Here is a 22978-nt window from a genome sequence, read left to right as displayed (position 1 = left end):
AGCCGGCGAGATGCGGGCTTGGCGCCAATCGCGTCAGATACCCCGCAGGAATGGGTTGCTCCGCCTCTCGTCGCCAATGCGGCTGCCAGGCCCATGTCCGCAGATGAAGCCAACGTCATCGCCGAGCGGCAGAACCTTGTCGCGAATTGAATCGAGAAGCTGCTGGTGATTGCCTCCCGGCAGATCAGTGCGGCCAATCGAACCGTTGAAGAGCACATCGCCGAGATGGGCGAAGTTCTGGGCGCGGTTGAAATAGATGACGTGGCCGGGCGCGTGGCCCGGCGTGTGATAAACCTCGAACTCGTGGGTGCCGAAGGAGATCCTGTCTCCGTCCTGTAGCCAACGGTCCGGCACGACATTCTGGAGCCCGGCAATCCCGTATGTCTGCGCCTGCGTCTCGATCCGCTCGAGCAGCGGCAGGTCGTCCTGATGAGGCCCGACAATATCGACGCCGAGCGCCTCCTTCAGCTCTTTCGCACCTCCGGCATGATCGAGATGCCCGTGCGTCAGCCAGATCTCCTTGATGACCAACCCGTTTTCCTCAAGCACCTTGAGAATGACCGGCACATCGCCGCCGGGATCGACAACAACCCCCTCCTTGGTGTCGGGGTCGAAAAGCACCGTGCAGTTCTGCTGGAAGGGGGTAACCGGAATGATACCGGCCTGGAGCATGCCCATGATATGCCTCGTTTGGTCTCTGCCTGCCTCGATATAGCGAGAAAGACCATCAAAGCCAGCCGCTTTTATGATTCCCTCACGCTATGACGACATGCGGTAACAACAGTTCATCGCGGTTCAGGCACGCAACTGAGCCAGGGGTGACCGGTATTTTCGCTGTGAGTTCAATACCTTCTTGGTTTTGGCTGAATCCCTCTTTGAACTCGGGGCTCCAAGCCTTGGAACCACGCGAGAGACGGTGCGTTGTCCGCTCAGCAATGGAAGGAGAAACAGAATGACCTTCACGAGAAACCTTTTCCTGGCAGGCGCCGTGCTCGTCGCGAGTGCGGGCTTGGCCCATGCGGAAATGACCGCGACGGCCGTCAGCGACCTCAATGTGCGTTCCGGACCTGGCCCGCAATATCCTTCTGTCGGCGTCGCAACGCGAGGATCGCCCGCGATCCTTGATGGCTGCATTCAGGGCAGCCGCTGGTGCCGCGTCGACGTAAACGGCATGCGCGGTTGGGTTTACGCCGAATATCTGCAGGTCGAGCACCAAGGCAGCCCCATGATCGTCGAGCAGAACCAGACTGTCCTCGGCGTCCCGGCCGTCACGTATGAGTCGACTGCAACCGTGATCCCTGCTGAACCGCAACCCGCACCGGGCGACGAACTGCTCGGTCCCGTTGGCGCCGTCGAAACGATAACGCCGCCGGACACCGTCCGCACCTACATTCAAACCGCACCCGGGCAGGCCGTCCGGCTAGGCGGCGATGTCGTCGTCGGTGCCGAGGTCCCGGCCAGCGTGACCTTCCAGGAAATTCCGGACTATCAGTACCGCTACGTGCGCATCAATGACCGTCCGGTTCTGGTCGATCCGGGCACCCGGCGTATTGTGTATGTCTATGATTGAGACAGAGGGTTGGCCTGAAACGAAACAAAAAAGGCGGCTCGCATGCCGCCTTTTGCCATTTCTGTGGAAAACTTACTCGGCTCCGCTCGCAGCCGCCGGGTACACTTCCGTCATGTAGTCGTTCATCAATGTCTCTGTGATGGTCGAAGGCGTGAATTTATGAGGCCCGATTTCTGATACCGGTGTGACTTCCGCGGCGGACCCTGTCAGGAAACATTCGGTGAAGCTCGAGAGCTCTTCCGGCTGTATCGCCCGTTCGACGACGTGGTAACCGCGGCGCTTCGCGAGTTCGATCACCGTCTGGCGCGTGATACCGTTGAGGAAGCAATCCGGCGTGGGCGTGTGAATGACGCCCTCCTTGACGAAGAAGATGTTGGCACCCGTCGCTTCGGCGACCTGGCCGCGGTAGTCGAGCATCATTGCATCGGCGTAGCCCTTAGCCTCGGCGGCGTGTTTCGAGATGGTGCAGATCATGTAGAGACCCGCCGCCTTCGACGCAGCCGGCGCTGTCTTCGGGTCAGGGCGGCGGTATTCCGCGATGTCGAGGCGGATGCCCTTGAGCTTTTCCGCCGGATTGAAATAGCTGCCCCACTGCCAGATCGCTATTGCGACATTGATGCGGGTCGCTTGAGCCGAAACGCCCATCATTTCACTGCCGCGCCATGCAATCGGCCGCACATAAGCCTCGGAAAAACTCTGACGCTTCAGCAGTTCGATCGTTGCCGCATCGAGTTCCTCGACCGAATAAGGCACCTTGAAGCCGAGGATTCCAGCGGACTTGTGAAGGCGCTGGTTATGCTCGGTCAACTTGAAGACGCGGCCGCCATAAGCGCGCTCCCCTTCAAAGACCGCACTGGCATAATGCAGACCATGGGTCAGCACATGGATCTTCGCGTCTTTCCACGGCATGAACTCGCCGTTGAACCAGATTTCGCCCTCCAGCTGATCGAAAGGAACTGAAGCCATTGTCTTATCCTCCGGCGCTCGCACGCCATGCCTGTTGATTGTTGTCCCCAATACGTTTTATCCACAGACGCAGTGGGGATAATATACGTTGTAGGGGAGAAAAGACGGGCTCGAAACGATTGTTCCGTTCCGTCTCCAAAGTCCGCGAAAGCTACCAGCGGCGAAAATTTATGTCAACAAAGCTGCCATATCTTTGCAAAAGCTTCCAGGACGGCGCCCGGCGAGAAAGGAAATAACGTGGCGGTAAGACAAACCAGCTCGAAAGCAGGCAAAACTGAACCCTTGGCCGAACCGATGGAAAACACCGGCATCATCGACTTCGAAATCATCGAGCTTTTCTTTTTCGCCTATCGGGATTTCGTCTCGGATCCGGATGCAATCCTCGCAAAGAGCGGCTTTGGCCGTGCTCATCACAGGGTGGTGCATTTCGTTAACCGTGAGCCGGGCATGACCGTTGCCGATCTTTTGGATACGTTGAAGATTACCAAGCAGAGCCTTGCAAGAGTGCTCAAACAACTAATCGATTCGGGGTATATTCGTCAGGTGGCGGGGCCAGAAGACCGGCGCCAACGCAAGCTCTATCCGACAAAGACTGGGCGCGAACTGGCGCTCGCTCTGGCGGAGCCGCAATCGCGCCGTATTGAGAGAGCATTCGACGGTGCCTCTCCCGAAGCGCGCGAGGGCGTAAGGGCATTCCTGAGGGGTATGCGCGATAGAAATACGGGAAAAGGGGATTGAATGGCGGGAAAAGCAATCATTTCGGATGATGCGGCACATCTGCTTGTGGTCGACGACGACACCCGCATCCGCGCCCTTTTGAATCGCTACCTGACAGAGAACGGTTTTAGGGTGACAGTGGCTGCGGACGGCGCGGAGGCGCAGCGCAAGCTGGCAGGGCTCGACTTCGATCTCATCATCATGGACGTGATGATGCCCGGCGAGTCCGGCATCGAGGTGACGCGCGGCCTTCGCTCCATCAAGAACGTCCCGATCATCATGCTGACGGCGCTTGCGGAATCCGATAACCGGATTGCCGGTCTTGAAGCCGGCGCCGACGATTATCTCTCCAAGCCTTTCGATCCGCGCGAACTGGTGCTGCGGGTCAACAATATCCTGCGCCGGAATGCTTCGGACGCGCCGAAGATCGAGCAGGTCATGTTCGGACCCTACACGTTCTCGCTCACCCGCAGGGAACTGAAGAAGGCAACGGAGGTGATCCGGCTTACGGATCGTGAGCAGGAAATCATGCTGCTCTTTGCCAAGCGCGCCGGCGACACGATCCCGCGACACGAACTCATAGGCGGCGACGTCGAAGTCGGCGAGCGCACCATCGACGTGCAGATCAATCGACTGCGGCGCAAGATCGAGGACGATCCTGCAAATCCTGTCTGGCTTCAGACGGTTCGTGGTATAGGATATAGACTGAGTATCGATTGATAGCCGCAATGTCAGGATCACGACTGTAATGGTGACTTTCGATTCACTGCGCCGCGAAGACCGTTGGCCAGTCTCCGGATGGAAGTCGTTCGCTCGTTGGCTGCGCCGCCGCGTACTGCCTACTGGCATCTACACCCGCTCGCTGCTGATCATCATCATACCCATGGTGCTGCTGCAATCGGTCGTGGCCGCGGTATTCATGGAACGTCACTGGCAAATGGTGACGCAGCGGCTGTCGAGCGCCGTCACGCGCGACATCGCAGCCATCATACAGATCATCGAAACTTATCCGCAGGACGCGGATTACAGCCAAATCACGCGCATCGCCGATAACGAGTTGAACTTGCAGATCTCGATCGAGCCCGACGGAGATCTGCCGCCGCCGCGGCAAAAGCCGTTTTTCTCGATCCTCGACGGTATTCTGAGCGATGAAATCAGCGACCAGATCAAGCGGCCCTTCTGGATCGATACGGTGGGGGACTCGAGCCTCGTTGAAATCCGGATAAAGCTGGACAACAAGATTCTGCGCGTACTGACCAAACGCAATCAGACCTATGCATCCAATACTCATATTTTCATCGTCTGGATGGTCGGCGCATCGCTCGTGCTCATTGGCGTATCGATCCTCTTCCTGCGCGGTCAGATCCGCCCGATCCAGATGCTGGCGCGTGCCGCCGAAAGCTTCGGCAAAGGGCAGAAACTCGACGATTTTCATCCGCGCGGCGCCGATGAAGTCAGGCGTGCGGGTCTGGCCTTCATCTTGATGCGCGAGCGGATCGAGCGGCAGATCGAACAGCGAACCGCGATGCTGACCGGTGTGAGCCACGACCTGCGAACGGTCCTCACGCGCTTCAAGCTGCAACTGGCCCTCGCCGGCAGCAGTCCGGAACTCCAGGGCCTGAGCGACGACGTCAACGACATGCAGTCAATGCTCGAAGCCTACATGGCCTTCGCGCGCAGCGAAATCGAAGAGGACGTCGGAGAGCTGAGGCTCACCGAACTGCTGGGAAAAATCGAGGCGGACTTCGCATTGCACGAAAGGAAGTTCAGTTATTCGATCGAAGGCGGCGATGAAATTCTGGTTCGGCCGAACGCTTTCACACGACTGGTCGCCAATCTCGCATCCAATGCCCGCCGATACGCGAATACACTCAGGATCGAGGCGAAGCACAATGCCAAATGGCTGACGCTGAACTTTGACGACGACGGTCCGGGTATTCCGGAGAAGAGCCGCGAAGATGTCTTTAAGCCCTTCTTCCGCCTGGACGAGGCACGGAATCTGGATGATTCCGGCACCGGCCTCGGCCTTGCAATCGCGCGCGATATCGCCCGCAGCCACGGCGGCAACGTCATACTCGGTGATAGCCCGCTCGGGGGTCTCCGCGCAACCATCCGCGTACCGGCGTGAGGTCCGAATGGCGATCGATCTTGCCGCGATGACCTGGCTCAATCCTCCGCCCTCCACCGAGCTTCGCGACGGCGCGCTGCACGTGCGATCCGGCGACAGGACCGATTTTTGGCAGGGCACCTACTACGGCTTCCATCGCGACGACGGCCATTTTCTCTACCAGCGGCGCAAGGGCGATTTTACTGCGGAAGTGACATTCTCAGGCGCCTACCGGGAGCTCTACGATCAGGCCGGCTTGATGGTCCGTGCCGATTCCACACGCTGGATGAAATGCGGGATCGAATATACCGACGGCGCAAAGCACTTCAGTACGGTCGTCACCAATGGCAACTCCGATTGGTCAGCCTTTCGCATCGAGCATGAATTCGAGCGGCTCTCGCTTCGCGTGACGCGCAACAAGGACGCGCTCTTCATTCAATATCGGACGGACCGGGTGAGCGAATGGCGCATGGCGCGTCTCGCCTGGTTCGATCCATCTATCGAGGAAGTCATGGTCGGCCCGGCATTCTGCTCACCGCAACGCGCGGGCTTTGAAGCCGTTTTCCATGAGTTCACGCTGACCGATCCGGTCTCGCGCGACATTCACTGATCACATCAGCTTCCTGCCGTTCGGCACCGGCTTATCCGCTGCAGCAAGAACGATTGCACCCGCCTCGTCCTCAAAGCCAAGCGTCAGAACCTCCGAACGGAACGGTCCGATCTGACGCGGAGGAAAATTCACGACACCGAGAACCTGGCGGCCGACGAGGCTTTCCACAGCATAGTGCACGGTGATCTGCGCCGAGGATTTCTTGACGCCGATCTCCGGGCCGAAATCGATCAGCAGCTTGATTGCCGGTTTGCGGGCTTCCGGAAAGGGGCTGGCCTCGATAATGGTGCCGACGCGAATATCCACGCGCTCGAAATCGGCAAAGGTGATTTCTTCAGCCATAGTGACGTCTCAGCCTGCGAGCTCTTCAGCCCGCTTGCGGGCAGCGGCGATCGCCTTGTCGAACAGCGGCTGCATGCCCTCCTCCGCCATCAGAATGGAAAGGGCCGCGGCAGTCGTGCCGCCGGGCGACGTGACATTCTGGCGAAGTCTCGAAGCCTCATCGGGGGACTGGTGCAGAAGTTCACCAGCCCCCGCGACAGTTTCCCGTGCAAGGCGCATGGCGAGGTCCGCCGGCAGGCCAAGTTTACGGCCCGCTTCTGCCATACACTCGACGAGATAGAACACATAGGCCGGACCGCTACCGGACAATGCCGTCACGGCATCGATATCCGACTCGGCCTGAACCCACTCAACAGGACCCGATACGCTGAGAAGAGAATGGACGCGCTCACGTTGCTCGGCGCTGACGCGCGGATTCGCGAAGGCGCCGGTTATGCCGCGGCCGACCATGGCCGGCGTATTCGGCATGGCGCGAACCATGGCGGCGTTGCCGAGATGCTTTTCCAGGAAGGACAGCGTCTTGCCCGCAGCTACCGAGACGATGACCGTACCGGGGCCGACGGCGCTCTTTACCGGCGGCAGGACCGCTTCCATCACCTGCGGCTTCACCGCAATAAAGATGACGCCGGCCTTGAGATCGGCGGGAACGGCTTCGACATGCTTCGCGCCTGCGTCGCTGATCGTCTTCCTCATCGCTGGAGACGGACCAGGATCGACGACGACAACGGAGGAACCCGGAACACCGCTCTTCAGCCAGCCGGAGAGCATCGCGCCCCCCATATTGCCGGCGCCGACGAGAACGACTGTATCCGAAGAAGACGCTGACATTTTATGCTTCACCGGCCGTTTCGAAAAGGACCGCTTCCATGGCCTTTGCGGCATCCAAGCCGGACCAGATGACAAACTGAAACGCCTGATAGTAGGCCTCGCAGGTATCGAGCGCACTCGAAAGCAAAACTTCCACCTGACGGTTCGTGGGTTCAGCGCCGCCTGCCAGGAGTAGCGACTGCCTGAAGATTATCACATCTTCCTGCCGCCACAGATCGAAATGTCCCATCAGGACCTGGCCGTTGATCGCCGCCAGAAGCTTGGTGACTTCGTTGACGCGCGCTTCGGGAACTTTGATGTCGAAAGCGCAACCGAGATGCAGCGCCTCGAATTCCTCCATCCAGGAGAAGGAAACGTGGTAATCGGCCCACTTTCCCTCGACCGTCATAGCGATCTCGTCCTCGCCCGACCGCTCAAACGACCAGTCATTGTTGGAGGCGACGTACTCGATCATGTCGACCGGGTTCGACTGACGTTCGATTTCCAATTCCATAAGGCTCATGCAGCACCTTCTTGACCGGACGAATGCGACTGAACTTGGATTCACCAAAGCAAAGATACGCAAATACCGGAACCACCACTCGGATGATCGTTGAACCGCTGCCAGACGTAACGCAGTGAACCTGCCCGGAGCTTACCAATGTCCGTTTCGAATCATCATTTAAAATCAGTGTATAATGCACCCGCTGAGGTACCAGCCCCCGAGCGCCGATTTTCGGAAAGGCACTGTGGAAAGCTGTTCGGAATTTGATTCAGAAGGAGGTTATAAACGACTCTGCGAATTGGGTTTTTTGGCAGTGTCCACAGGTGGAAAACATCACCTGATTATTTTATCGAAGAAGCGGCGTGTCGCTTATGCGCCACACCGCACGCTGTGCCGGAACGGGAACTATTTGGCCTTTGCAGCAAGCTGCGCTTCGAGCGCGGCAACGCGGACTTGAAGTGCTTCGGCTTCGTCGCGGGCTTTGATCGCCATTTCGCGGACGGCTTCGAATTCCTCGCGCTTCACCACATCCATGCCGTTCAACCAACGCTCGGCCTGCGCGTTGAAGGCCGTCTCGATCTCCTTGCGCACACCTTGGGCGGCGCCCGCTGCGTCCGTCATCAGCTTGGCGAATTCGTCCATGATGCGATTTGTGCCGGTCGTCATGGTAGTTTCTCTCCTTCGCATGACATGATTTCTTGGCCCTCAGGCTCATGAGAATGAGGTAGGGCTTCAACGCTTGGCTTGCAAGCGCTTTGCTCTGGATAAGCAGCCCCCAGCCATTCGGCTGCCTCACAATCGACTTGACCGCCTCGTAACGCAAAGCCATGTTCCGCGCACATCAACGGGTGGGAAAGCTTTGCCGACAGCAGCCAATCTTCTTGCGATCATGCCGTTTCCGAATATCGATCCGATCGCCTTTTCGATCGGTCCGCTGGCGATTCATTGGTATGGCCTCGCCTATGTCACGGGCATCATGCTCGGATGGCTCTATGCGCGCCGGATCGCCGGCAACGATGCGCTCTGGCCGGAAAACACCTCGCCGATCACCAGGGCTCAGCTCGATGACTTCATCGTCTGGGCAGCCCTCGGCATCGTGCTCGGCGGCCGCATCGGCTATATCCTGTTCTACGATCTGCCCTTCGTCATCGAGGATCCGATCCGCGCGATCGAGATCTGGAACGGCGGCATGTCCTTCCACGGCGGCATCATCGGCACGACGATCGCCATGATCCTGTTTGCGCGCAAGAACGGCATTCCTTTGTGGAGCCTTTTCGACATCGTCGCCGCAGTGGTGCCGATCGGCCTGTTCTTCGGCCGCATTGCAAACTTCGTCAATGGCGAGCTCTGGGGGCGGCTCACGGACGTGCCCTGGGCGGTCGTTTTCCCCACCGGCGGACCTTTTGCACGCCACCCTAGCCAGCTCTATGAAGCGTGCCTCGAAGGCATCGTGCTTCTCCTCCTGCTTGCCCTTCTCGTCTATGGCTTCCGTGCGCTGAAATCACCGGGCTTCGTGACGGGTGTGTTCGTATGCGGCTATGCGCTGTCACGCATCTTCGTTGAGTTCTTCCGCGAGCCGGATGCGCAGCTTGGCTATCTGCTCGGCACGAACTGGCTGACCATGGGAATGGTGCTCTCCTCGCCGATGATCCTGCTCGGAATCTGGGCGATGGCTCGCTCCCGCAGCCAGACAGCGCCCCAGCATTGAGCTGTCAGGACAGTACGATCATGACGACCGCACTCGGTGAAAAGATAAAGGCGATCATTCAGGCGAACGGGCCGATCAGCGTTACGGACTATTTCTCGCTCTGCCTGGCCGATCCGGAATACGGCTATTACCGGACCCGTGAACCCTTCGGCCGATCCGGCGATTTCGTCACCGCGCCCGAAGTCAGCCAGCTCTTCGGCGAGATGATCGGTGTTTTCATCGTGCACGCCTGGCAGCGGCACGGCACGCCGGCAGGCGTGCGCCTGGTTGAAATCGGACCGGGCCGCGGGACCATGATGGCGGACATGCTGCGCGTCATCGCCCGCCTCGCCCCGCCCCTCTTCGAGACCATGACCGTTCATCTCGTCGAAACGAGCGAGCGGCTGCGCGATATCCAGAGCCAGACGCTTGATGCCCATGAGGGCAAGATCAGCTGGCATTCGGACTTCGAGGAGGTGCCGCCGGGCTTCACGCTGCTGGCGGCGAACGAGTTGTTCGACGCCATTCCGATTCGCCAGTTCGTGAAGACGCCGAACGGATTTCGGGAGCGCATGGTCGGCCTCGATACCGATGGCGAACTGGCATTCGCTGCCGGTGTTGCCGGCATCGACCCGGCGCTGCTGCCGGAGCCGCATCAGACAGTTCTCAACGGCGCGCTCTTCGAGATTTCGCCTGCCCGCCAAGCTGTCATGATCACGATTTGCGATCGCCTGAAGGCTTTCGGCGGCACGGCGCTCGCGATCGACTACGGCCATCTCGTCACCGGTTTCGGCGACACGCTGCAGGCGGTGCGCATGCACGAATTCGATCCGCCTCTCGCGCATCCCGGGGAAGCGGATCTGACGAGCCATGTGGATTTCGCAGATCTTGCGAAAACCGCGGCAGCCGCCGGGCTCCATCTCAATGGCGCGCTGCACCAGGGCGATTTCCTGACAGGGCTCGGCATTGTCGAGCGAGCCGCGGCTCTCGGGCGGAACCGCGAACCGCGCACGCAAGAGATCATCCAGAGCGCAGTGGACCGCTTGGCAGGCGCCGGCGAAGGCCGGATGGGCGAGCTTTTCAAGGCGATGGCAGTCTCCTATCCCGCCGTCGATCTGATGCCGTTCCGTCCGGTGGATTGACAGAGCGCGCCGCCCTGCGCCAACATCCGGCGCAATCAACAATGCTTCGCCGGACGATCCGGCGGACAATGACCCCATTCGAAACACCCCGGAATCGCTGATGCAAAATGCGGCCTCTCCCGCACCCATCGAAAGCGCGCTGCTGAAGCAGGCAGCGGGCGACGCAATCGTTCATGGCTATTTCACCCGTGAGGGCGGCCTCTCTGACGGCCTTTACCGCGGCCTGAACGTTGGCCTTGGCTCGAACGACGATCGCGAAAAGGTGATGGAAAACCGCCGACGCGTCGCGGCCTGGTTCGGCCAGCCGCTGGAAAAGCTCGCCACCGTGCACCAGGTCCACTCGCCGGATGCCGTCATCGTCGGCGGCAGCTACAACGGTGCCTGCCCGGAAGCCGATGCGCTGGTGACGGCGACGCCCGGTCTTGTGCTCGGAGTGCTCGCCGCAGATTGCGGACCGATCCTGTTCGCCGACCCGGAAAACCAGGTGATCGGTGCCGCCCACGCCGGATGGAAAGGCGCGCTGACGGGTGTTCTGGAGAACACAATCGCGGCAATGGAAAACCTTGGAGCGAAGCGCGAAACCATCGTTGCGTGCCTCGGCCCCTCGATCAGCCAGGCGAGCTATGAGGTCGGCCCGGAATTTGTCGACCGCTTCGTCACACACGATTTGTCTTACGAGCGGTATTTTATTCCGTCGGAGAAACCCGGCCATTCAATGTTCGACCTTCAGGCGCTGACAGTCGACCGGCTGCGCAAAGCCGGCGTCCGCGCCGAAAGCCTCGGAATTTGCACTTATCCGGACAGCGAGCGCTTTTTCTCTTACCGGCGGACGACACATAATAAAGAGCCGGATTACGGCCGCCAGATTTCAGCGATCAGCATTAGGGAGATTTGACCGAATGGCACTGCATTTCGAAAGGACCGAATTCGCAAGCCGCCTCGCCCGCCTCACTGACCAGATGCGCGCCGAAAAGCTCGACGCCGTCCTGCTGTTTGCGCAGGAAAGCATGTACTGGCTGACGGGCTACGACACGTTCGGCTATTGTTTCTTCCAGACGCTGATCGTCAAGGCCGACGGCACGATGTCGCTGCTCACCCGCTCGGCGGATCTCCGTCAGGCCAAGCACACCTCGATCATCGACGACATCCATGTCTGGGTCGACCGCGTCAACGCCGACCCGACGCTCGACCTCAGGAACCTGCTCTCCGACATGGATCTGCTCGGCGCCCGCATCGGCGTCGAATACGATACCCATGGCATGACGGGTCGCATTGCACGCCTGCTCGATGCCCAGCTTTCGACCTTCGGTCAGATCGTCGATGCTTCCTACCTTGTCAGCCGCTTGCGCCTAGTGAAAAGTCCCACCGAAGTGGTCTATGTGGAGCGCGCTGCGGCACTTGCCGATGACGCATTGGACGCCGCGATACGGCTGACCAAGCCCGGTGCCAACGAGGCCGATATCCTTGCCGCCATGCAAGGCGCGGTCTTTTCCGGTGGCGGCGATTACCCCGCCAACGAATTCATCATCGGCTCCGGCGTCGACGCGCTGCTTTGCCGCTACAAGGCCGGCCGCCGCAAGCTCGATGCAAACGACCAGCTCACGCTGGAATGGGCGGGTACCTACGCCCACTACCATGTCGCCATGATGCGCACGATCGTGATCGGCGAGCCGACACACCGCCACCGCGAACTCTACAATGCCTGCCTCGAAACCATCCAGGCGATCGAGACGGTATTGAAGCCCGGCCATACCTTCGGAGATGTCTTCGACATGCATGCGAAGATCATGGACGAGCGGGGCCTTGCCCGGCATCGCCTGAACGCCTGCGGCTATTCGCTCGGCGCCCGCTTCTCGCCATCGTGGATGGAGCATCAGATGTTCCATGTCGGCAATCCGCAGGAAATCGAACCAAACATGTCGCTTTTCGTGCACATGATCATCGCTGATTCCGATACCGGAACGGCCATGACGCTTGGCCAGACTTACCTGACGACACCGGCTGCGCCGCGTGCCCTTTCCCGCCATTCACTCGACTTCATCGGCGCGTAACGGACAATCACCGGCAAGAATCCGGAATTGACAGTCGGCGGTCCCCGCCTTCATAAATCAGGCGGGGCTGATGCGAATGAGCGAAGGACGACGACAGCAATGAGGCAAGCTCACACTGCGCCGATGCTCCTTGCCTGCATGGCCCTGCTTTCCGCTTGCAATACCACCGATGCCCTGACGCCGCAGGTCGATATCGGTGACTCCTCGCTTAGCCGCCGCTCCTCGCCGGTAACCCAGGACGAGGTCGAACGCATGGCGGGGTCCGAGCCGAAGCAGGCCTTTGCCGAAGAATCGCGGCAGCCAGCCTATCACTCCGGCTACAATCAAACGTACAGAGCGGGCTCCGGCGCACCTCCAACGACGATGCAGGAACAGGCCGACGCTCTTGCCCAACGCGGGGAGTCACCCTCGGCCTCGGCGCCGATCGAATCCGAGGCACTTGCCGAGCCGGTTTCGAATGCACAAGCCGAAGAGGAGGACATGGGCGACCTCGCCCCTGCCCGCCAGCCGCAGCAGGTTGCCTCCATCGACCGCACGGCATCGTCTTCGATCCGCGGCAACACCGTTCGCTTCCTGCCGATTATCGGCGCTCCTGTTCAGGCGGTGACGCCGCTTTCTCGCCAGCTCGGCGCTGAGGCACGATCGCACGGCCTCTCCATCCGGAGTTCGAACGACACGAGCAGCGACTATATCCTCAAGGGCTATCTTTCGGCCTTCGCCGACGAAGGCAACGTAACCGTCGTTTACGTGTGGGACATTCTCGATGGCAGCGGCGCCCGACTGCACCGGATCCAGGGACAGGAAAAGGTGCCCTCCGCGACACAAGATCCCTGGGCCGGCGTTCCCGCCTCCGTCATGCAGCAGATCGGCACGAAGACAATCGCGGAATTCAATTCCTGGCGGCAGACGCACGGCGGTTAGCAACAGGCTTTTTACAAATATCAAGGCCTGTGACGCCTTTGCCCTTGCATTCACAAGCAAGCTGGCTAAAAAGCGCGGCTATCAGCGGACAACAGGCGGGCCAAAATGAAGGTTTTCGCAGGCAATTCGAACCGGCATCTCGCCGAAGCGATCTGCAACTATCTCAATGTGCCCTTGGGCAAGGCCAGCGTCAGAAGATTTGCCGATCAGGAAATCTTCGTGGAGATCCAGGAGAACGTCCGCGGCGAGGACGTCTTCGTCGTCCAGTCGACCTCCTTCCCGACGAACGATCACCTGATGGAACTGCTCATCATGATCGATGCGATGCGCCGCTCCTCGGCGCGCCGCATTACGGCGGTAATCCCCTACTTCGGCTACGCCCGGCAGGATCGCCGCGCCTCGGGCCGCACCCCGATCTCCGCCAAGCTGGTCGCAAACCTCATCACCGAGGCCGGTGCGGACCGCGTACTGACGCTCGACCTGCATGCGGGTCAGATCCAGGGCTTCTTCGATATCCCGACCGACAACCTTTACGCTATCCCGGTGCTGACGCGCGATATCAAGGCGAATTACGATATCAGCAACGTCATGGTCGTCTCGCCGGACGTGGGCGGCGTCGTGCGCGCCCGCGCGCTCGCCAAGCGCCTGGACTGTCTGCTGGCGATCGTGGACAAGCGCCGCGACCGTCCGGGTGAATCCGAAGTCATGAACATCATCGGCGAGGTGGAAGGCAAGGACTGTCTGCTGATCGACGACATCGTCGATTCGGGCGGCACGCTTTGCAACGCGGCGCAAGCGCTTCTCGCCCAGGGTGCGGCAAGCGTCACGGCCTACATCACTCATGGCGTCCTTTCCGGCGGCGCGGTCACGCGCATCACATCATCGATGTTGCGGGAACTGGTGATCACCGACTCCATCCAGCCGACGACGGCTGTCCAGTCGGCACACAACATTCGCGTCATCTCGACCGCGCACCTGATCGGCGAAGCCATCAACCGCACGAGCCAGGAAGAATCCGTCTCCAGTCTCTTCGACTGAGGGTTCTCTTCCGATCGCTTCCAAAGCGGTGAAGTTGCATTTACCGCTTCATCGGCGTCAGGCTTTCGTCTACGTTCGCCCCTATTATTTGCCCGGGGAGCAATGATGATGAAAACCAAAAATCTGAAGACTTCACGGCGGCTGGCGCTCGTAGCGCTCATCCCTCTGCTTTCCGCCTGCACGGTCGATGTCAATCCCGGCTATTCACGCCCGCCGCCACGCCCTCGCCCGCCTGGGCCGCAAATGTGCACGATGGAGTTTGCACCTGTCTGTGGCGAACGTGGCGGAAGGCTGCAAACGTTCGGCAATGCCTGCGAGGCCCGCAACCGCGGCTTCATGATCGTCGGCCGCGGCGAATGCCGCCGTGAACCGCCACGCTTCCCGCCTCCGGCACCGGGCCGTCCCGGCAGGCCGGAGAGACCCGACCGCCCTGAACGTCCGAGCGGCATCTGCACGCGGGAATATGCGCCCGTTTGCGGTCAGCGCGGCCGTCAGACCCAGACGTTCCCGAATGCCTGCGAGGCAGGCAATGCGGGCTTCCAGGTGATCCGCGGCGGCGCGTGCCGGTTCTGATCATTCAACGCTCATGGCGGCGATAGCCTTGGTTATCGCGGGCGTCGCGGCACTTTATTATTGCCGCTTGTCGGGACCTTTGACGATTTGACCGTTGACGGTCACCGATCCATCAGGGCTGACCGTCACGTCCCAGCGCTGGCGGCCGTCCGGATCGGTCTTGGCGAAACCCTTGACCATCAGCATCCCGAAGGAGGCCTGGTTGAGCTCGGGATTTTCCTTGGCGAGCTGCTGGACGGCGGCAATGGTCTTGTCGTAGTCGCGCGCCAGGATCGAGGCCTGCAGCGAATAGTCCTTGTTGCTATCGATGCGGCCCTTCATCGTCCCGGAAATATCGATGTCATAGACGCCTGACCTGGCGCTGATCCTTGGGAAGTCGACCACAAGGGCGCCATCGCGGAAGAGCTTTTCGGCCGCCCTCTGGCCGCTTTCCCCGGACGACACCTTGGTGAAGTCCATTTTCATGAATTCGTCGCCGAAAGCGGCAAAATCCATGTCGGGGATACCAAACTGCACATCTACCGCCTGTGGCAGGAATGCTGAATAGGCGGCAGGAATTGCGGGACTGTCAAAAGTCACATCGGCAGCATTGATGGCGACGCCGAGCCGCGTCGCATTGCTCGGTCCGTCGACGGCGAAATGATACCCGACGCTCTTCGCCCCACCACTACCTCCAGCACTTATCACAGCAAGATTGTTGAATGTGATGGTTTCTTCAAGCGAAGAGATCAGGGGAAACGCGTCGCGCAGCAAGCCCTTCAATTTGTCTTCACTCTCCTTGCTGAGCGGCTTTTCCTCGGCATGGTCGAGAATGAAAACGCCAATGTCCTTCAGTTGCCTTGCAGGCACGTTGTTGACCTTGCCGTCGAAATCGATGGAATTGGCGTTGATCTGGATGGGGGGCACTCCCCTGCCGCTGACCTGCTGGGCAAATGCCGTCATAGTGCCGTTCGCCGCAAAATCGGTCCTGCCGGGCGAAGCACTATCGGCGGAGGTCAGCTTGTATTGGATGTCGCCTAAGCTGGCGTTGACCTGGTCGGTATCGGTCGCCGAGGTAATCTTGATGTCCTTGGCCCGGAAGTCGCCGGAGCGGAAATAGCTGATGGCCGGATCGAAGATCGCGGTATAGACCAGCGAGGCGATCGAATAGGCGAAATCGGTACGCTTCTGGTCCGGCCCCTTGAAATGCCCGGAAACATTCAGGTTATTGTCGCCTTCGACATTCCAGAGCCCGTTGTCCTGCGGCGTGGCGAACATCGAAATCGGCTTCAGCCCGCTGATCGCGAAATCCGCCGGGTCGATGTTGGAAAGCAGCTTGGCCAGGTCGTAGACGATCTCGTAGCGCGCACCAGCCGGGTTGACGGCCACGACCCCGCTCCTTGCGATGTCTTCGGGCAACAGCTTGTTGAGATTGTCGCGGATCGCGTTCGCGCCGTCCTGATTGATCTCGGCGGCATGAGCTGCCGTCATCAATCCGAGAACAAGGGCGCTCGTCGCCGTCATCAGCCTGTATCGCATGAACGTGCTCCTCCGCGGCGTGGATCGGCGATCATGTGAGAATGTGCGCGGCCGGATGTCAACCCAGCCGCTTGGCACTCGGTAATGTTTTCATCAGGCCGCTGCCGCGGTTGCCGGGCCGCCTTTGGCATCCAGACCCGTACCATCCGGTTTGGGAGCGGGCGTGCCGCTGACGATCTCTTCGATGCCTGAACGCGGCACCGGCTTGCCGAAAAGGAAGCCCTGCACCTGCAGGCAGCCCTCGCGTCGAAGGAAGTCGATGTGATCCTCGTTCTCTACGCCTTCGGCCAGCACCGGAATATCGAGGCTTGCAGCAAGGATCAGGGTCGAGCGCACGATGGCCGCCGACTGCTTGTTGGTGACGACGCCATCGACGAAGGCGCGATCGATCTTGATCTTGTCGAAGGGGAAGCTCTGCAGGGTCGAGAGCGATGAATAACCCGTGCCGTAATCGTCCATTGCCACCTTGACGCCCATGGCCTTCAGCTGCCGGATGATACGCAGCGCATGCTGATGGTCGGCGATAATGCCTGACTCCGTGATCTCGAGTTCAAGCCGCGAAGCCGGCAGGCCCGTCTGCGACAGGATCTCCTGAACGATCTGCGGCAGGCGATGGACGCTGAGCTGCTGCGGAGCGACATTGACGGCGATGCGAAGCGGGTTCTTCCAGGTCGCCGCCTCGGCACAGGCCTGGCGCAGAACCCATTCGCCAAGCTCAAGGATAAAACCGTTGCGTTCCGCGATCGGGATAAACTCCAGCGGCGGAACATAGCCGCGGACAGGATGCTTCCAGCGCAGCAGTGCTTCGAAGCCGAGAACGTCGCGGGTCACCGTGTCGTTCTGCTGCTGGTAGAAAAGCTCGAATTCGCCGCGCTTCAGGCCGTCGCGCATCTCGATCGCCAGTGCATTCCGCTCGCGGGAAACCTGATCCATAGACGCATCGTAGAAACAGATGCTGTTGCTGGTGGCGGACTTGGCGCGATACATCGCAATGTCCGCCTGCGAAAGAACGTCGTCTATGGTGTCCGCCTGAGCGGGATAGGTCGAAATGCCGACGCTCGTTCCGACACAGAGCGTCTGCTCTTCCCACGACACCGGCTTGGCAACCTCGTCGATAATCCGCTGCGCCAGCCCCGACGCGTCGGAACGGATGAAATAGTTGCTCATCACCGCCGCGAATTCGTCGCCGCCGATGCGGGCGACGAATTCACCCTCGTTGCCCAGCGAAGCAAGCCGCTCGGCCACCGTACGCAGAACCGCGTCGCCAGCCGCATGACCGTGCACGTCGTTGATTTCCTTGAAGCGGTCGAGATCGAACGAGAGCACGGCGATATTCGCCGTCATGTCCTTCGGCCGCTTGGCAAGCACGGCAAGGCGCTCGTTAAAGGCAGCGCGGTTTGGAAGGTTCGTCAGCGGATCATGCAGCGACAGGTGACGGTAGCGTTCGACGGCCTCCTGGTTCGATTGCATGTCGATGACATAGGTAGAGGCGCCGAGCGCCAGAATGACGATCATGACGGCAAGGACGAGACCGGTCATGACACCGACGGAGATCAGCTCGCCGGTGACTGGGACGATATTATCCGGAACGATGGTCAGACCGGCCATGCCGGTGAAATGCGTAAGTACGATCGCAAGCACAAGCGCGAGGCCGGAACCGTGCTTGCAGAAGCGCGTCAGCGGCCGCGCGACGCGGTTGGTGGCGATCGCCCCGAAGACGGCAGCCATGATGAGCGAAGCAACGACATCGGCCTGGTTCCACACCATATGGCCGGCGACCTTGTATCCCGCAATGCCGACATAGTGCATGGAAGCGATACCGAGACCAACGATGGCACCCCCCGCCTCTACCAGTGCACTCTTCTGGGTGCTGGAAGCGACCGTGAAACCGGCAATGCTCGCCATGACGGCGATGAAAAGGGAAAGAAGCGTCAATTCGGGTTCGTAGCCGCTCAGCGTCGGCGATCGATAGCCGAGCATGGCGATGAAATGCGTGGTCCAGATCGTCGAACCGCCGACGAAACCCGACAGAAAGAGCCAGTTGCACTTCTGCAGCCCTTGCGTCCTGCGTGCGCGTGTGAACAGCCGCATCGTCAGCATGGAGCCGAGCACGCAGATGACCGTGGCAAAGATCAGATGCGAGAAGTTGTGTTCGACGGTGATGCAGGAAATGATGCGTAACATTGCAGATGGACCGGGACATTGAAATCGAGCCACCTATAGTCAGACCGCCAGTACGATCCATTAATTCGTTCGTAATTGCGATTCGATGGTTAAGTAATCGTCTAAATTGCAACCGGCCGATAGAGAGGCGCAACTACTGGCATGGGCGGACTTACCCTGTCTGTCCAGCTTGCGTTTCTCCTTCACTTATACTATAGCGCACGCGTCCGCGCAGACACCCTTGGAGGCAACGCGGATGAGGCTGCCATAAGGCGCTTCCAGTCGATGACCGGCAAGGCCCGGACTGAGACTCTCCAAATAACCTCGAAAGGAATAGCCATGAGCCAGGAAACTTACGAGCTCAAGGCCGAGGCGCGCGAACGGGTTGGTAAGGGGTCCGCCCGTGAACTTCGCCGCAACGGTTTGATTCCCGCTGTCATCTATGGTGACAAGCAGGCCCCCATTTCTATCGCGCTCAACACCAATGAAGTGACGAAGCGTATTCATTCCGGTGGTTTCATGACCACGATCGCGACGATCGACGTCGGCGGCCAGAAGTACAAGGTTCTGCCGAAGGACTATCAGCTCGATCCGGTCCGCGACTTCACGATGCACGTGGATTTCCTCCGCGTCTCCGGCAACACGCAGGTCACCGTCGAAATCCCGGTTCACTTCATCAACGAAGAAAAGTCGCAGGGCCTGAAGGTTGGCGGCGTTCTGAACATCGTTCGCCACGCGATCGAAGTTCATTGCCCGGCTGATGCGATCCCGGATTTCTTCAACGTTGACCTTGCGGGCAAGAAGATCGGCGACAGCATCCACATTTCCGATATCACGCTGCCGAAGGGCGTGTCGCTGGTCATCGCAGACCGCGACTTCACGGTTGCGACGATCGTCGCTCCGGCCGCCGGCATCGACGAAACTGCGGCTGAAGCCGAAGGCGAAACTGAAGCCTGATCCGCATACACCAATTTCTAATCATAAGGCCCGCTTTCCCCTGGAAGGCGGGCCTTTTCGCTTCGGGACGCCGGGTCACTTCAGCAACATTTAACACATTTCATGAAAGCATCATCTGGGCAGTTTTGCACAGGCCGCGTTCAGCCGTTACTGGACGCGAAAGTGTGACCCCGGGGAACCATGAACAATTCCGTTGAGAACAGATTTTTTTCAATTGTCTGCGGCGCGCTTCTCATATTTGTAGCGCCTCTTTTTGTACTCTTTCTATTCCTTTCCTCCAAAAGCGCTGACGAAGAAATACGCGACCACATCTCCGTTCTTCTCGCTGCCAACTCTCAGGCGCTCGCAAAGCCGCTGTGGGATCTGGATGAGGAAATCGTGACGCAGATCAGCGCGACGATGGTTTCGCAGGGCGCCATTGTTAAGGTCGAGGTCCGCGATCAGTCCGGCCAGCTCCACGTCACCCAGTCGACGATCCCGAAATCCTTTGATGGCGAACTCGTCCAAGTTTCCCGCGCAATCATCTACAACACCGTCGACGGGCCGAAGAACCTTGGCAGCATCGCGGTCTATTATCCGAAACTCGGCCTCTTCTCCGGCCTGAAGCATGAAGAGATCGTCTTCCTATCCATCTTCGTCGTTGCGGTGATGGCTGTCTTCTGCGCGGCTGTGATCGGCAACCGTCTCTTCGTTATTCAGCCACTTATGAGGCTCATCACAGCCGTCGAGGCAACCCGTCAGCTTGGGTCCCGTCATCACGTCGACTGGCAGTCGAGCGATGAAATGGGCCGCCTCGCCCGTAGCTTTAACGAGATGCAGACGAAGCTGGAACGCGAAGAGAAGGAGCTGAAGCTCGCCCATCGCCTCGCAACCGATATTTACAACCTGACTCCCGCCATGCTCTTCTCGCTGGACAATCAGGATCGGATCACCGCGGTCAGCGACTATTGGCTCGTCGCGACAGGTTACGCCAGAGCGGGCGTTGTCGGACGCAAGTTCTCCGAACTTGTTACCGCAGACACTCGCGACGCCTTCAACAGCCGGCGCGAAGGCTCAGCAGACGGCACGGCACTCGATGTGACCGTCAAGTTCCTCTGTGCCGATGACCGGGTTATGGACGTCCTGATCCTGGAATCCAAGGCGGCGACCGGATCCAACCAGCTCTCGTTGTCGGTGATGACCGACGTCACGGAACTGAAGGCGTCTGAGGACCGCAACCACCGCCAGGCGATCACCGATCACCTAACGGGCCTGCTGAACCGTCAGGGCTTCGAAGCCGCCCTCGACAGCAAGATCGCTGAAGCCGACGCAGCAGGCCATGAGCTTGCCTGCCTTTTCATCGATCTCGACCGCTTCAAGTGGATCAATGATAGTCTTGGCCACGCCGAAGGCGACCGCGCCTTGCGCGAACTTGTCGAGCGGCTCAACACGCATCTTGCGCCCTCCGATCAGGCAGCTCGCCTGGGCGGCGACGAGTTCGCCATCCTGCTTCCCGCCAAGGATGGCGAGAAGCGTGCCGAAGCCATGGCCGAGCAGATCGCATCCGTCTTGGAAACACCTTTCGGTCCCGAGCTGCATCTGAGCGCCAGTATCGGCATCGCGATCTATCCGCGCCATGCGTCGAATGCGGCCGAACTGCTGCAGAAATCGGATATGGCAATGTATGCGAAGAAGCGGGATGGCAAGAACGGCGCCCAGCTCTTCGATGACAGCATGCTGCACAGCGCCCGAGCGCGCGCCGAGATCGAAAACCATATCGAGAATGGACTCGCCGAGGATTGGTTCGACGCCTATCTGCAGCCGATTGTCGGCCTCGATGATCGGCGCGTCGCCGGCTTCGAAGCGCTTCTGCGCCTGAACCACCCTGAGAAAGGGCTGATGCCACCGGCCGAGATCATCCATGTCGCGGAGGAGACCGCCAAGATCGTTCGCGTGGGCAACGTCATCATGGAGAAGGCCATCGGGCATCTGGCGAAGATTTCGCATATTGCGGGGATGCAGGATGCCTATCTTGCGATCAACTTCTCGCCGTTGCAGTTCGAGACCACCCTCGCCTCCCGCCTTGCCGCGCTCCTTGGGCGGCACGGCGTTCGTCCGGATCGCATCGTCGTCGAGATCACGGAAGCCGTGCTGATGCACGACAACCCGCAGATTCGCATGATCGTCACGGAATTGCGCCGCTTCGGCTGCCGCATCGCGCTCGACGATTTCGGTACCGGCTATTCATCGCTGAGCTATCTCAACCGCTTCCCGGTAGACATCATCAAGGTCGACCAATCCTTCACACGATCGATCAACGATGCCAACGCCGATGTCCGCCACAAGAGCCGAATGCTCGTCGAGAGCATCACCACGCTGGCGCACAGGATGGATTGCACCGTCATCGCCGAAGGCATCGAAACGGAGGAGCAATGCCGCACGCTGCACCTGATGGGGCTTGACCATGGCCAGGGCTACCTCTTCCACCGTCCGGCGAATGTCTCGAACTTGATCGATGATCTCACTGGGGCGATGGGTGAGGTAGCGAGAGCCTCATGATCTGCAAATTGGAGGAGGAAATGCGATGAAAAAGCTCCTGCTTCTTGTTTACCTGGTGCTTTCTTGCACCGCCAAGGGACACGCCGAGACGATACATTTCACCACCGAGGAATACCCGCCCTTCAACTATCGCGACGGAAAGGTCCTCAAGGGCGCGACCGTCGACCAGGTCGAAGCGGTGATGAGCGCTATCGGCGTCGACTACACGATCGAGATGATGCCTTGGGCGCGTGCCTATAGCCTCGCACAATCGCAGCCGATGACCTGCGTCTTCGCCACCGCGCACAATGACATGCGCCATCCCCACTTCAAATGGATCGAGCCGCTGCTCGTCGATCGCAATATCCTGATCAAGCGAAAGGGTTCGGACGTGGCTGCCAGCAACCTCGAAGAGGCCAAGAAATACACGATCGGCACCCAGCGCGAGGACTATACGGAGATGACTCTCAAGGCGAAGGGCTTCACCAAGCTTGACGTGACGACGGACTTCAACGCGACGCTTCGCAAGCTGCTCAACGGCCGCATCGAGATGATGCCCATTTCGGAGCTCTATTTTGATAAGCTCAAGGCCGATCAGCCCGTGGAGATCGTTACCGTGCTATCGTCGCAGCCGATGGGCATTGCCTGCCACAAGGATTTTCCGACCGACCTGCAGGCGAGAATGCAAGCCGCCCTCGACGCGCTGATCGCCGACGGCAGGCAGAAGCAGATTTTCCTGAAATACGGGTTGCATCTCGGCAACTAGCGTGGCGTCCTGCCTTTGCAC

The 22978-nt window shown here is 59.7% G+C and carries 23 protein-coding genes; 15 read left to right on the top strand and 8 right to left on the bottom strand.

Annotated features, from left to right (window positions below; translation table 11 throughout):
- Nucleotides 1–33: 33 nt before the first annotated feature.
- Complete coding sequence (locus HGP14_RS14225) at nt 34–678, bottom strand: MBL fold metallo-hydrolase (protein ID WP_168830517.1); 645 nt, start codon at nt 676–678, stop codon at nt 34–36.
- Between the two features lie 274 nt (nt 679–952).
- Between HGP14_RS14225 and HGP14_RS14220 the strand changes: the two genes are divergently transcribed.
- Nucleotides 953–1570, top strand: coding sequence for a DUF1236 domain-containing protein (locus tag HGP14_RS14220; protein WP_168830516.1), 618 nt, complete (start codon nt 953–955; stop codon nt 1568–1570).
- Nucleotides 1571–1642: 72 nt separating this feature from the next.
- Here the strand turns inward: HGP14_RS14220 and HGP14_RS14215 are convergent, their stop codons facing one another.
- The gene (locus HGP14_RS14215; protein WP_168830515.1) at nt 1643–2536 is read right to left on the bottom strand and encodes a branched-chain amino acid aminotransferase; all 894 of its coding nucleotides are present in this window, start codon (nt 2534–2536) and stop codon (nt 1643–1645) included.
- A gap of 294 nt (nt 2537–2830) precedes the next feature.
- Between HGP14_RS14215 and HGP14_RS14210 the strand changes: the two genes are divergently transcribed.
- Genes HGP14_RS14210 through HGP14_RS14195 form a run of 4 tightly spaced genes read left to right on the top strand, consistent with a single transcriptional unit; the run spans nt 2831 to nt 5970 of the window.
- Nucleotides 2831–3274 carry a MarR family winged helix-turn-helix transcriptional regulator gene (locus tag HGP14_RS14210; protein ID WP_168830514.1) on the top strand — a complete coding sequence of 148 codons (444 nt, stop codon included), beginning with the start codon at nt 2831–2833 and terminating at the stop codon, nt 3272–3274.
- Nucleotides 3275–3973: a response regulator gene (locus HGP14_RS14205; RefSeq protein ID WP_168830513.1), complete on the top strand. Its 699-nt coding sequence runs from the start codon at nt 3275–3277 to the stop codon at nt 3971–3973.
- 28 nt (nt 3974–4001) lie between these two features.
- Nucleotides 4002–5381 carry an ATP-binding protein gene (locus tag HGP14_RS14200; protein ID WP_168830512.1) on the top strand — a complete coding sequence of 460 codons (1380 nt, stop codon included), beginning with the start codon at nt 4002–4004 and terminating at the stop codon, nt 5379–5381.
- Nucleotides 5382–5388: 7 nt separating this feature from the next.
- Nucleotides 5389–5970 (top strand): DUF1349 domain-containing protein, encoded by a 582-nt coding sequence (locus HGP14_RS14195; RefSeq protein ID WP_168830511.1) that lies wholly within the window; start codon nt 5389–5391, stop codon nt 5968–5970.
- On the opposite strand, the gene HGP14_RS14190 is transcribed toward HGP14_RS14195, so the two are convergent.
- The 4 genes from HGP14_RS14190 to HGP14_RS14175 form a co-directional block, all read right to left on the bottom strand.
- Entirely contained in the window at nt 5971–6312 is a 342-nt protein-coding gene (locus HGP14_RS14190) for a tRNA-binding protein (protein ID WP_168830510.1), read from the bottom strand.
- Nucleotides 6313–6321: 9 nt separating this feature from the next.
- Nucleotides 6322–7140 (bottom strand): pyrroline-5-carboxylate reductase, encoded by an 819-nt coding sequence (gene proC / locus HGP14_RS14185; RefSeq protein ID WP_168830509.1) that lies wholly within the window; start codon nt 7138–7140, stop codon nt 6322–6324.
- 1 nt (nt 7141) lies between these two features.
- Nucleotides 7142–7642 carry a YbjN domain-containing protein gene (locus tag HGP14_RS14180; RefSeq protein ID WP_168830508.1) on the bottom strand — a complete coding sequence of 167 codons (501 nt, stop codon included), beginning with the start codon at nt 7640–7642 and terminating at the stop codon, nt 7142–7144.
- A gap of 387 nt (nt 7643–8029) precedes the next feature.
- On the bottom strand, nt 8030–8290 hold the full coding sequence (locus tag HGP14_RS14175; protein WP_168830507.1) for an accessory factor UbiK family protein: 261 nt from the start codon (nt 8288–8290) through the stop codon (nt 8030–8032).
- A gap of 193 nt (nt 8291–8483) precedes the next feature.
- Between HGP14_RS14175 and lgt the strand changes: the two genes are divergently transcribed.
- The 7 genes from lgt to HGP14_RS14140 all read left to right on the top strand — a co-directional run bounded on the left by lgt (nt 8484) and on the right by HGP14_RS14140 (nt 15036).
- Nucleotides 8484–9332 carry a prolipoprotein diacylglyceryl transferase gene (lgt, locus tag HGP14_RS14170; RefSeq protein ID WP_168830506.1) on the top strand — a complete coding sequence of 283 codons (849 nt, stop codon included), beginning with the start codon at nt 8484–8486 and terminating at the stop codon, nt 9330–9332.
- A 20-nt stretch (nt 9333–9352) separates the two neighbouring features.
- Nucleotides 9353–10453 carry a class I SAM-dependent methyltransferase gene (locus HGP14_RS14165; RefSeq protein ID WP_168830505.1) on the top strand — a complete coding sequence of 367 codons (1101 nt, stop codon included), beginning with the start codon at nt 9353–9355 and terminating at the stop codon, nt 10451–10453.
- 100 nt (nt 10454–10553) lie between these two features.
- Entirely contained in the window at nt 10554–11348 is a 795-nt protein-coding gene (gene pgeF / locus HGP14_RS14160; protein ID WP_168830504.1) for a peptidoglycan editing factor PgeF, read from the top strand.
- A 4-nt stretch (nt 11349–11352) separates the two neighbouring features.
- On the top strand, nt 11353–12504 hold the full coding sequence (locus tag HGP14_RS14155) for a Xaa-Pro peptidase family protein (protein ID WP_168830503.1): 1152 nt from the start codon (nt 11353–11355) through the stop codon (nt 12502–12504).
- A 99-nt stretch (nt 12505–12603) separates the two neighbouring features.
- Entirely contained in the window at nt 12604–13425 is an 822-nt protein-coding gene (locus HGP14_RS14150; RefSeq protein WP_168830502.1) for a hypothetical protein, read from the top strand.
- Nucleotides 13426–13530: 105 nt separating this feature from the next.
- Nucleotides 13531–14463 carry a ribose-phosphate pyrophosphokinase gene (locus HGP14_RS14145; protein ID WP_168830501.1) on the top strand — a complete coding sequence of 311 codons (933 nt, stop codon included), beginning with the start codon at nt 13531–13533 and terminating at the stop codon, nt 14461–14463.
- Nucleotides 14464–14568: 105 nt separating this feature from the next.
- On the top strand, nt 14569–15036 hold the full coding sequence (locus HGP14_RS14140; protein WP_409527078.1) for a Kazal-type serine protease inhibitor domain-containing protein: 468 nt from the start codon (nt 14569–14571) through the stop codon (nt 15034–15036).
- 57 nt (nt 15037–15093) lie between these two features.
- Here the strand turns inward: HGP14_RS14140 and HGP14_RS14135 are convergent, their stop codons facing one another.
- Together HGP14_RS14135 and HGP14_RS14130 are read right to left on the bottom strand one after the other, a co-directional pair.
- On the bottom strand, nt 15094–16554 hold the full coding sequence (locus HGP14_RS14135; protein ID WP_168830499.1) for a hypothetical protein: 1461 nt from the start codon (nt 16552–16554) through the stop codon (nt 15094–15096).
- A gap of 93 nt (nt 16555–16647) precedes the next feature.
- Complete coding sequence (locus HGP14_RS14130; RefSeq protein ID WP_168830498.1) at nt 16648–18738, bottom strand: bifunctional diguanylate cyclase/phosphodiesterase; 2091 nt, start codon at nt 18736–18738, stop codon at nt 16648–16650.
- A 318-nt stretch (nt 18739–19056) separates the two neighbouring features.
- Here HGP14_RS14130 and HGP14_RS14125 point away from each other — a divergent pair, with 318 nt between their 5' ends.
- From HGP14_RS14125 to HGP14_RS14115, 3 genes are all read left to right on the top strand, one after another.
- Nucleotides 19057–19674, top strand: coding sequence for a 50S ribosomal protein L25/general stress protein Ctc (locus HGP14_RS14125; RefSeq protein WP_168830497.1), 618 nt, complete (start codon nt 19057–19059; stop codon nt 19672–19674).
- A gap of 180 nt (nt 19675–19854) precedes the next feature.
- Nucleotides 19855–22212, top strand: coding sequence for an EAL domain-containing protein (locus tag HGP14_RS14120; RefSeq protein WP_168830496.1), 2358 nt, complete (start codon nt 19855–19857; stop codon nt 22210–22212).
- Nucleotides 22213–22237: 25 nt separating this feature from the next.
- Nucleotides 22238–22957 (top strand): substrate-binding periplasmic protein, encoded by a 720-nt coding sequence (locus HGP14_RS14115; protein WP_168830495.1) that lies wholly within the window; start codon nt 22238–22240, stop codon nt 22955–22957.
- Nucleotides 22958–22978: the final 21 nt, after the last annotated feature.

Origin of the sequence: Rhizobium sp. P32RR-XVIII (assembly GCF_012641395.1) — a bacterium.
In the GTDB taxonomy this organism is placed as follows: Bacteria; Pseudomonadota; Alphaproteobacteria; order Rhizobiales; family Rhizobiaceae; genus Rhizobium.
This window is presented reverse-complemented; position numbering and strand designations above follow the sequence as displayed.

Bases quoted from the DNA above. Each gene is read 5' to 3' on its own strand.
- HGP14_RS14225 (WP_168830517.1), bottom strand. From the start codon at position 678: ATGGGCATGCTCCAGGCCGGTATCATTCCGGTTACCCCCTTCCAGCAG.
- HGP14_RS14220 (WP_168830516.1), top strand. From the start codon at position 953: ATGACCTTCACGAGAAACCTTTTCCTGGCAGGCGCCGTGCTCGTCGCG.
- HGP14_RS14215 (WP_168830515.1), bottom strand. From the start codon at position 2,536: ATGGCTTCAGTTCCTTTCGATCAGCTGGAGGGCGAAATCTGGTTCAAC.
- HGP14_RS14210 (WP_168830514.1), top strand. From the start codon at position 2,831: ATGGAAAACACCGGCATCATCGACTTCGAAATCATCGAGCTTTTCTTT.
- HGP14_RS14205 (WP_168830513.1), top strand. From the start codon at position 3,275: ATGGCGGGAAAAGCAATCATTTCGGATGATGCGGCACATCTGCTTGTG.
- HGP14_RS14200 (WP_168830512.1), top strand. From the start codon at position 4,002: ATGGTGACTTTCGATTCACTGCGCCGCGAAGACCGTTGGCCAGTCTCC.
- HGP14_RS14195 (WP_168830511.1), top strand. From the start codon at position 5,389: ATGGCGATCGATCTTGCCGCGATGACCTGGCTCAATCCTCCGCCCTCC.
- HGP14_RS14190 (WP_168830510.1), bottom strand. From the start codon at position 6,312: ATGGCTGAAGAAATCACCTTTGCCGATTTCGAGCGCGTGGATATTCGC.
- proC (WP_168830509.1), bottom strand. From the start codon at position 7,140: ATGTCAGCGTCTTCTTCGGATACAGTCGTTCTCGTCGGCGCCGGCAAT.
- HGP14_RS14180 (WP_168830508.1), bottom strand. From the start codon at position 7,642: ATGAGCCTTATGGAATTGGAAATCGAACGTCAGTCGAACCCGGTCGAC.
- HGP14_RS14175 (WP_168830507.1), bottom strand. From the start codon at position 8,290: ATGACGACCGGCACAAATCGCATCATGGACGAATTCGCCAAGCTGATG.
- HGP14_RS14165 (WP_168830505.1), top strand. From the start codon at position 9,353: ATGACGACCGCACTCGGTGAAAAGATAAAGGCGATCATTCAGGCGAAC.
- pgeF (WP_168830504.1), top strand. From the start codon at position 10,554: ATGCAAAATGCGGCCTCTCCCGCACCCATCGAAAGCGCGCTGCTGAAG.
- HGP14_RS14155 (WP_168830503.1), top strand. From the start codon at position 11,353: ATGGCACTGCATTTCGAAAGGACCGAATTCGCAAGCCGCCTCGCCCGC.
- HGP14_RS14150 (WP_168830502.1), top strand. From the start codon at position 12,604: ATGAGGCAAGCTCACACTGCGCCGATGCTCCTTGCCTGCATGGCCCTG.
- HGP14_RS14145 (WP_168830501.1), top strand. From the start codon at position 13,531: ATGAAGGTTTTCGCAGGCAATTCGAACCGGCATCTCGCCGAAGCGATC.
- HGP14_RS14140 (WP_409527078.1), top strand. From the start codon at position 14,569: ATGATGAAAACCAAAAATCTGAAGACTTCACGGCGGCTGGCGCTCGTA.
- HGP14_RS14135 (WP_168830499.1), bottom strand. From the start codon at position 16,554: ATGCGATACAGGCTGATGACGGCGACGAGCGCCCTTGTTCTCGGATTG.
- HGP14_RS14130 (WP_168830498.1), bottom strand. From the start codon at position 18,738: ATGTTACGCATCATTTCCTGCATCACCGTCGAACACAACTTCTCGCAT.
- HGP14_RS14125 (WP_168830497.1), top strand. From the start codon at position 19,057: ATGAGCCAGGAAACTTACGAGCTCAAGGCCGAGGCGCGCGAACGGGTT.
- HGP14_RS14120 (WP_168830496.1), top strand. From the start codon at position 19,855: ATGAACAATTCCGTTGAGAACAGATTTTTTTCAATTGTCTGCGGCGCG.
- HGP14_RS14115 (WP_168830495.1), top strand. From the start codon at position 22,238: ATGAAAAAGCTCCTGCTTCTTGTTTACCTGGTGCTTTCTTGCACCGCC.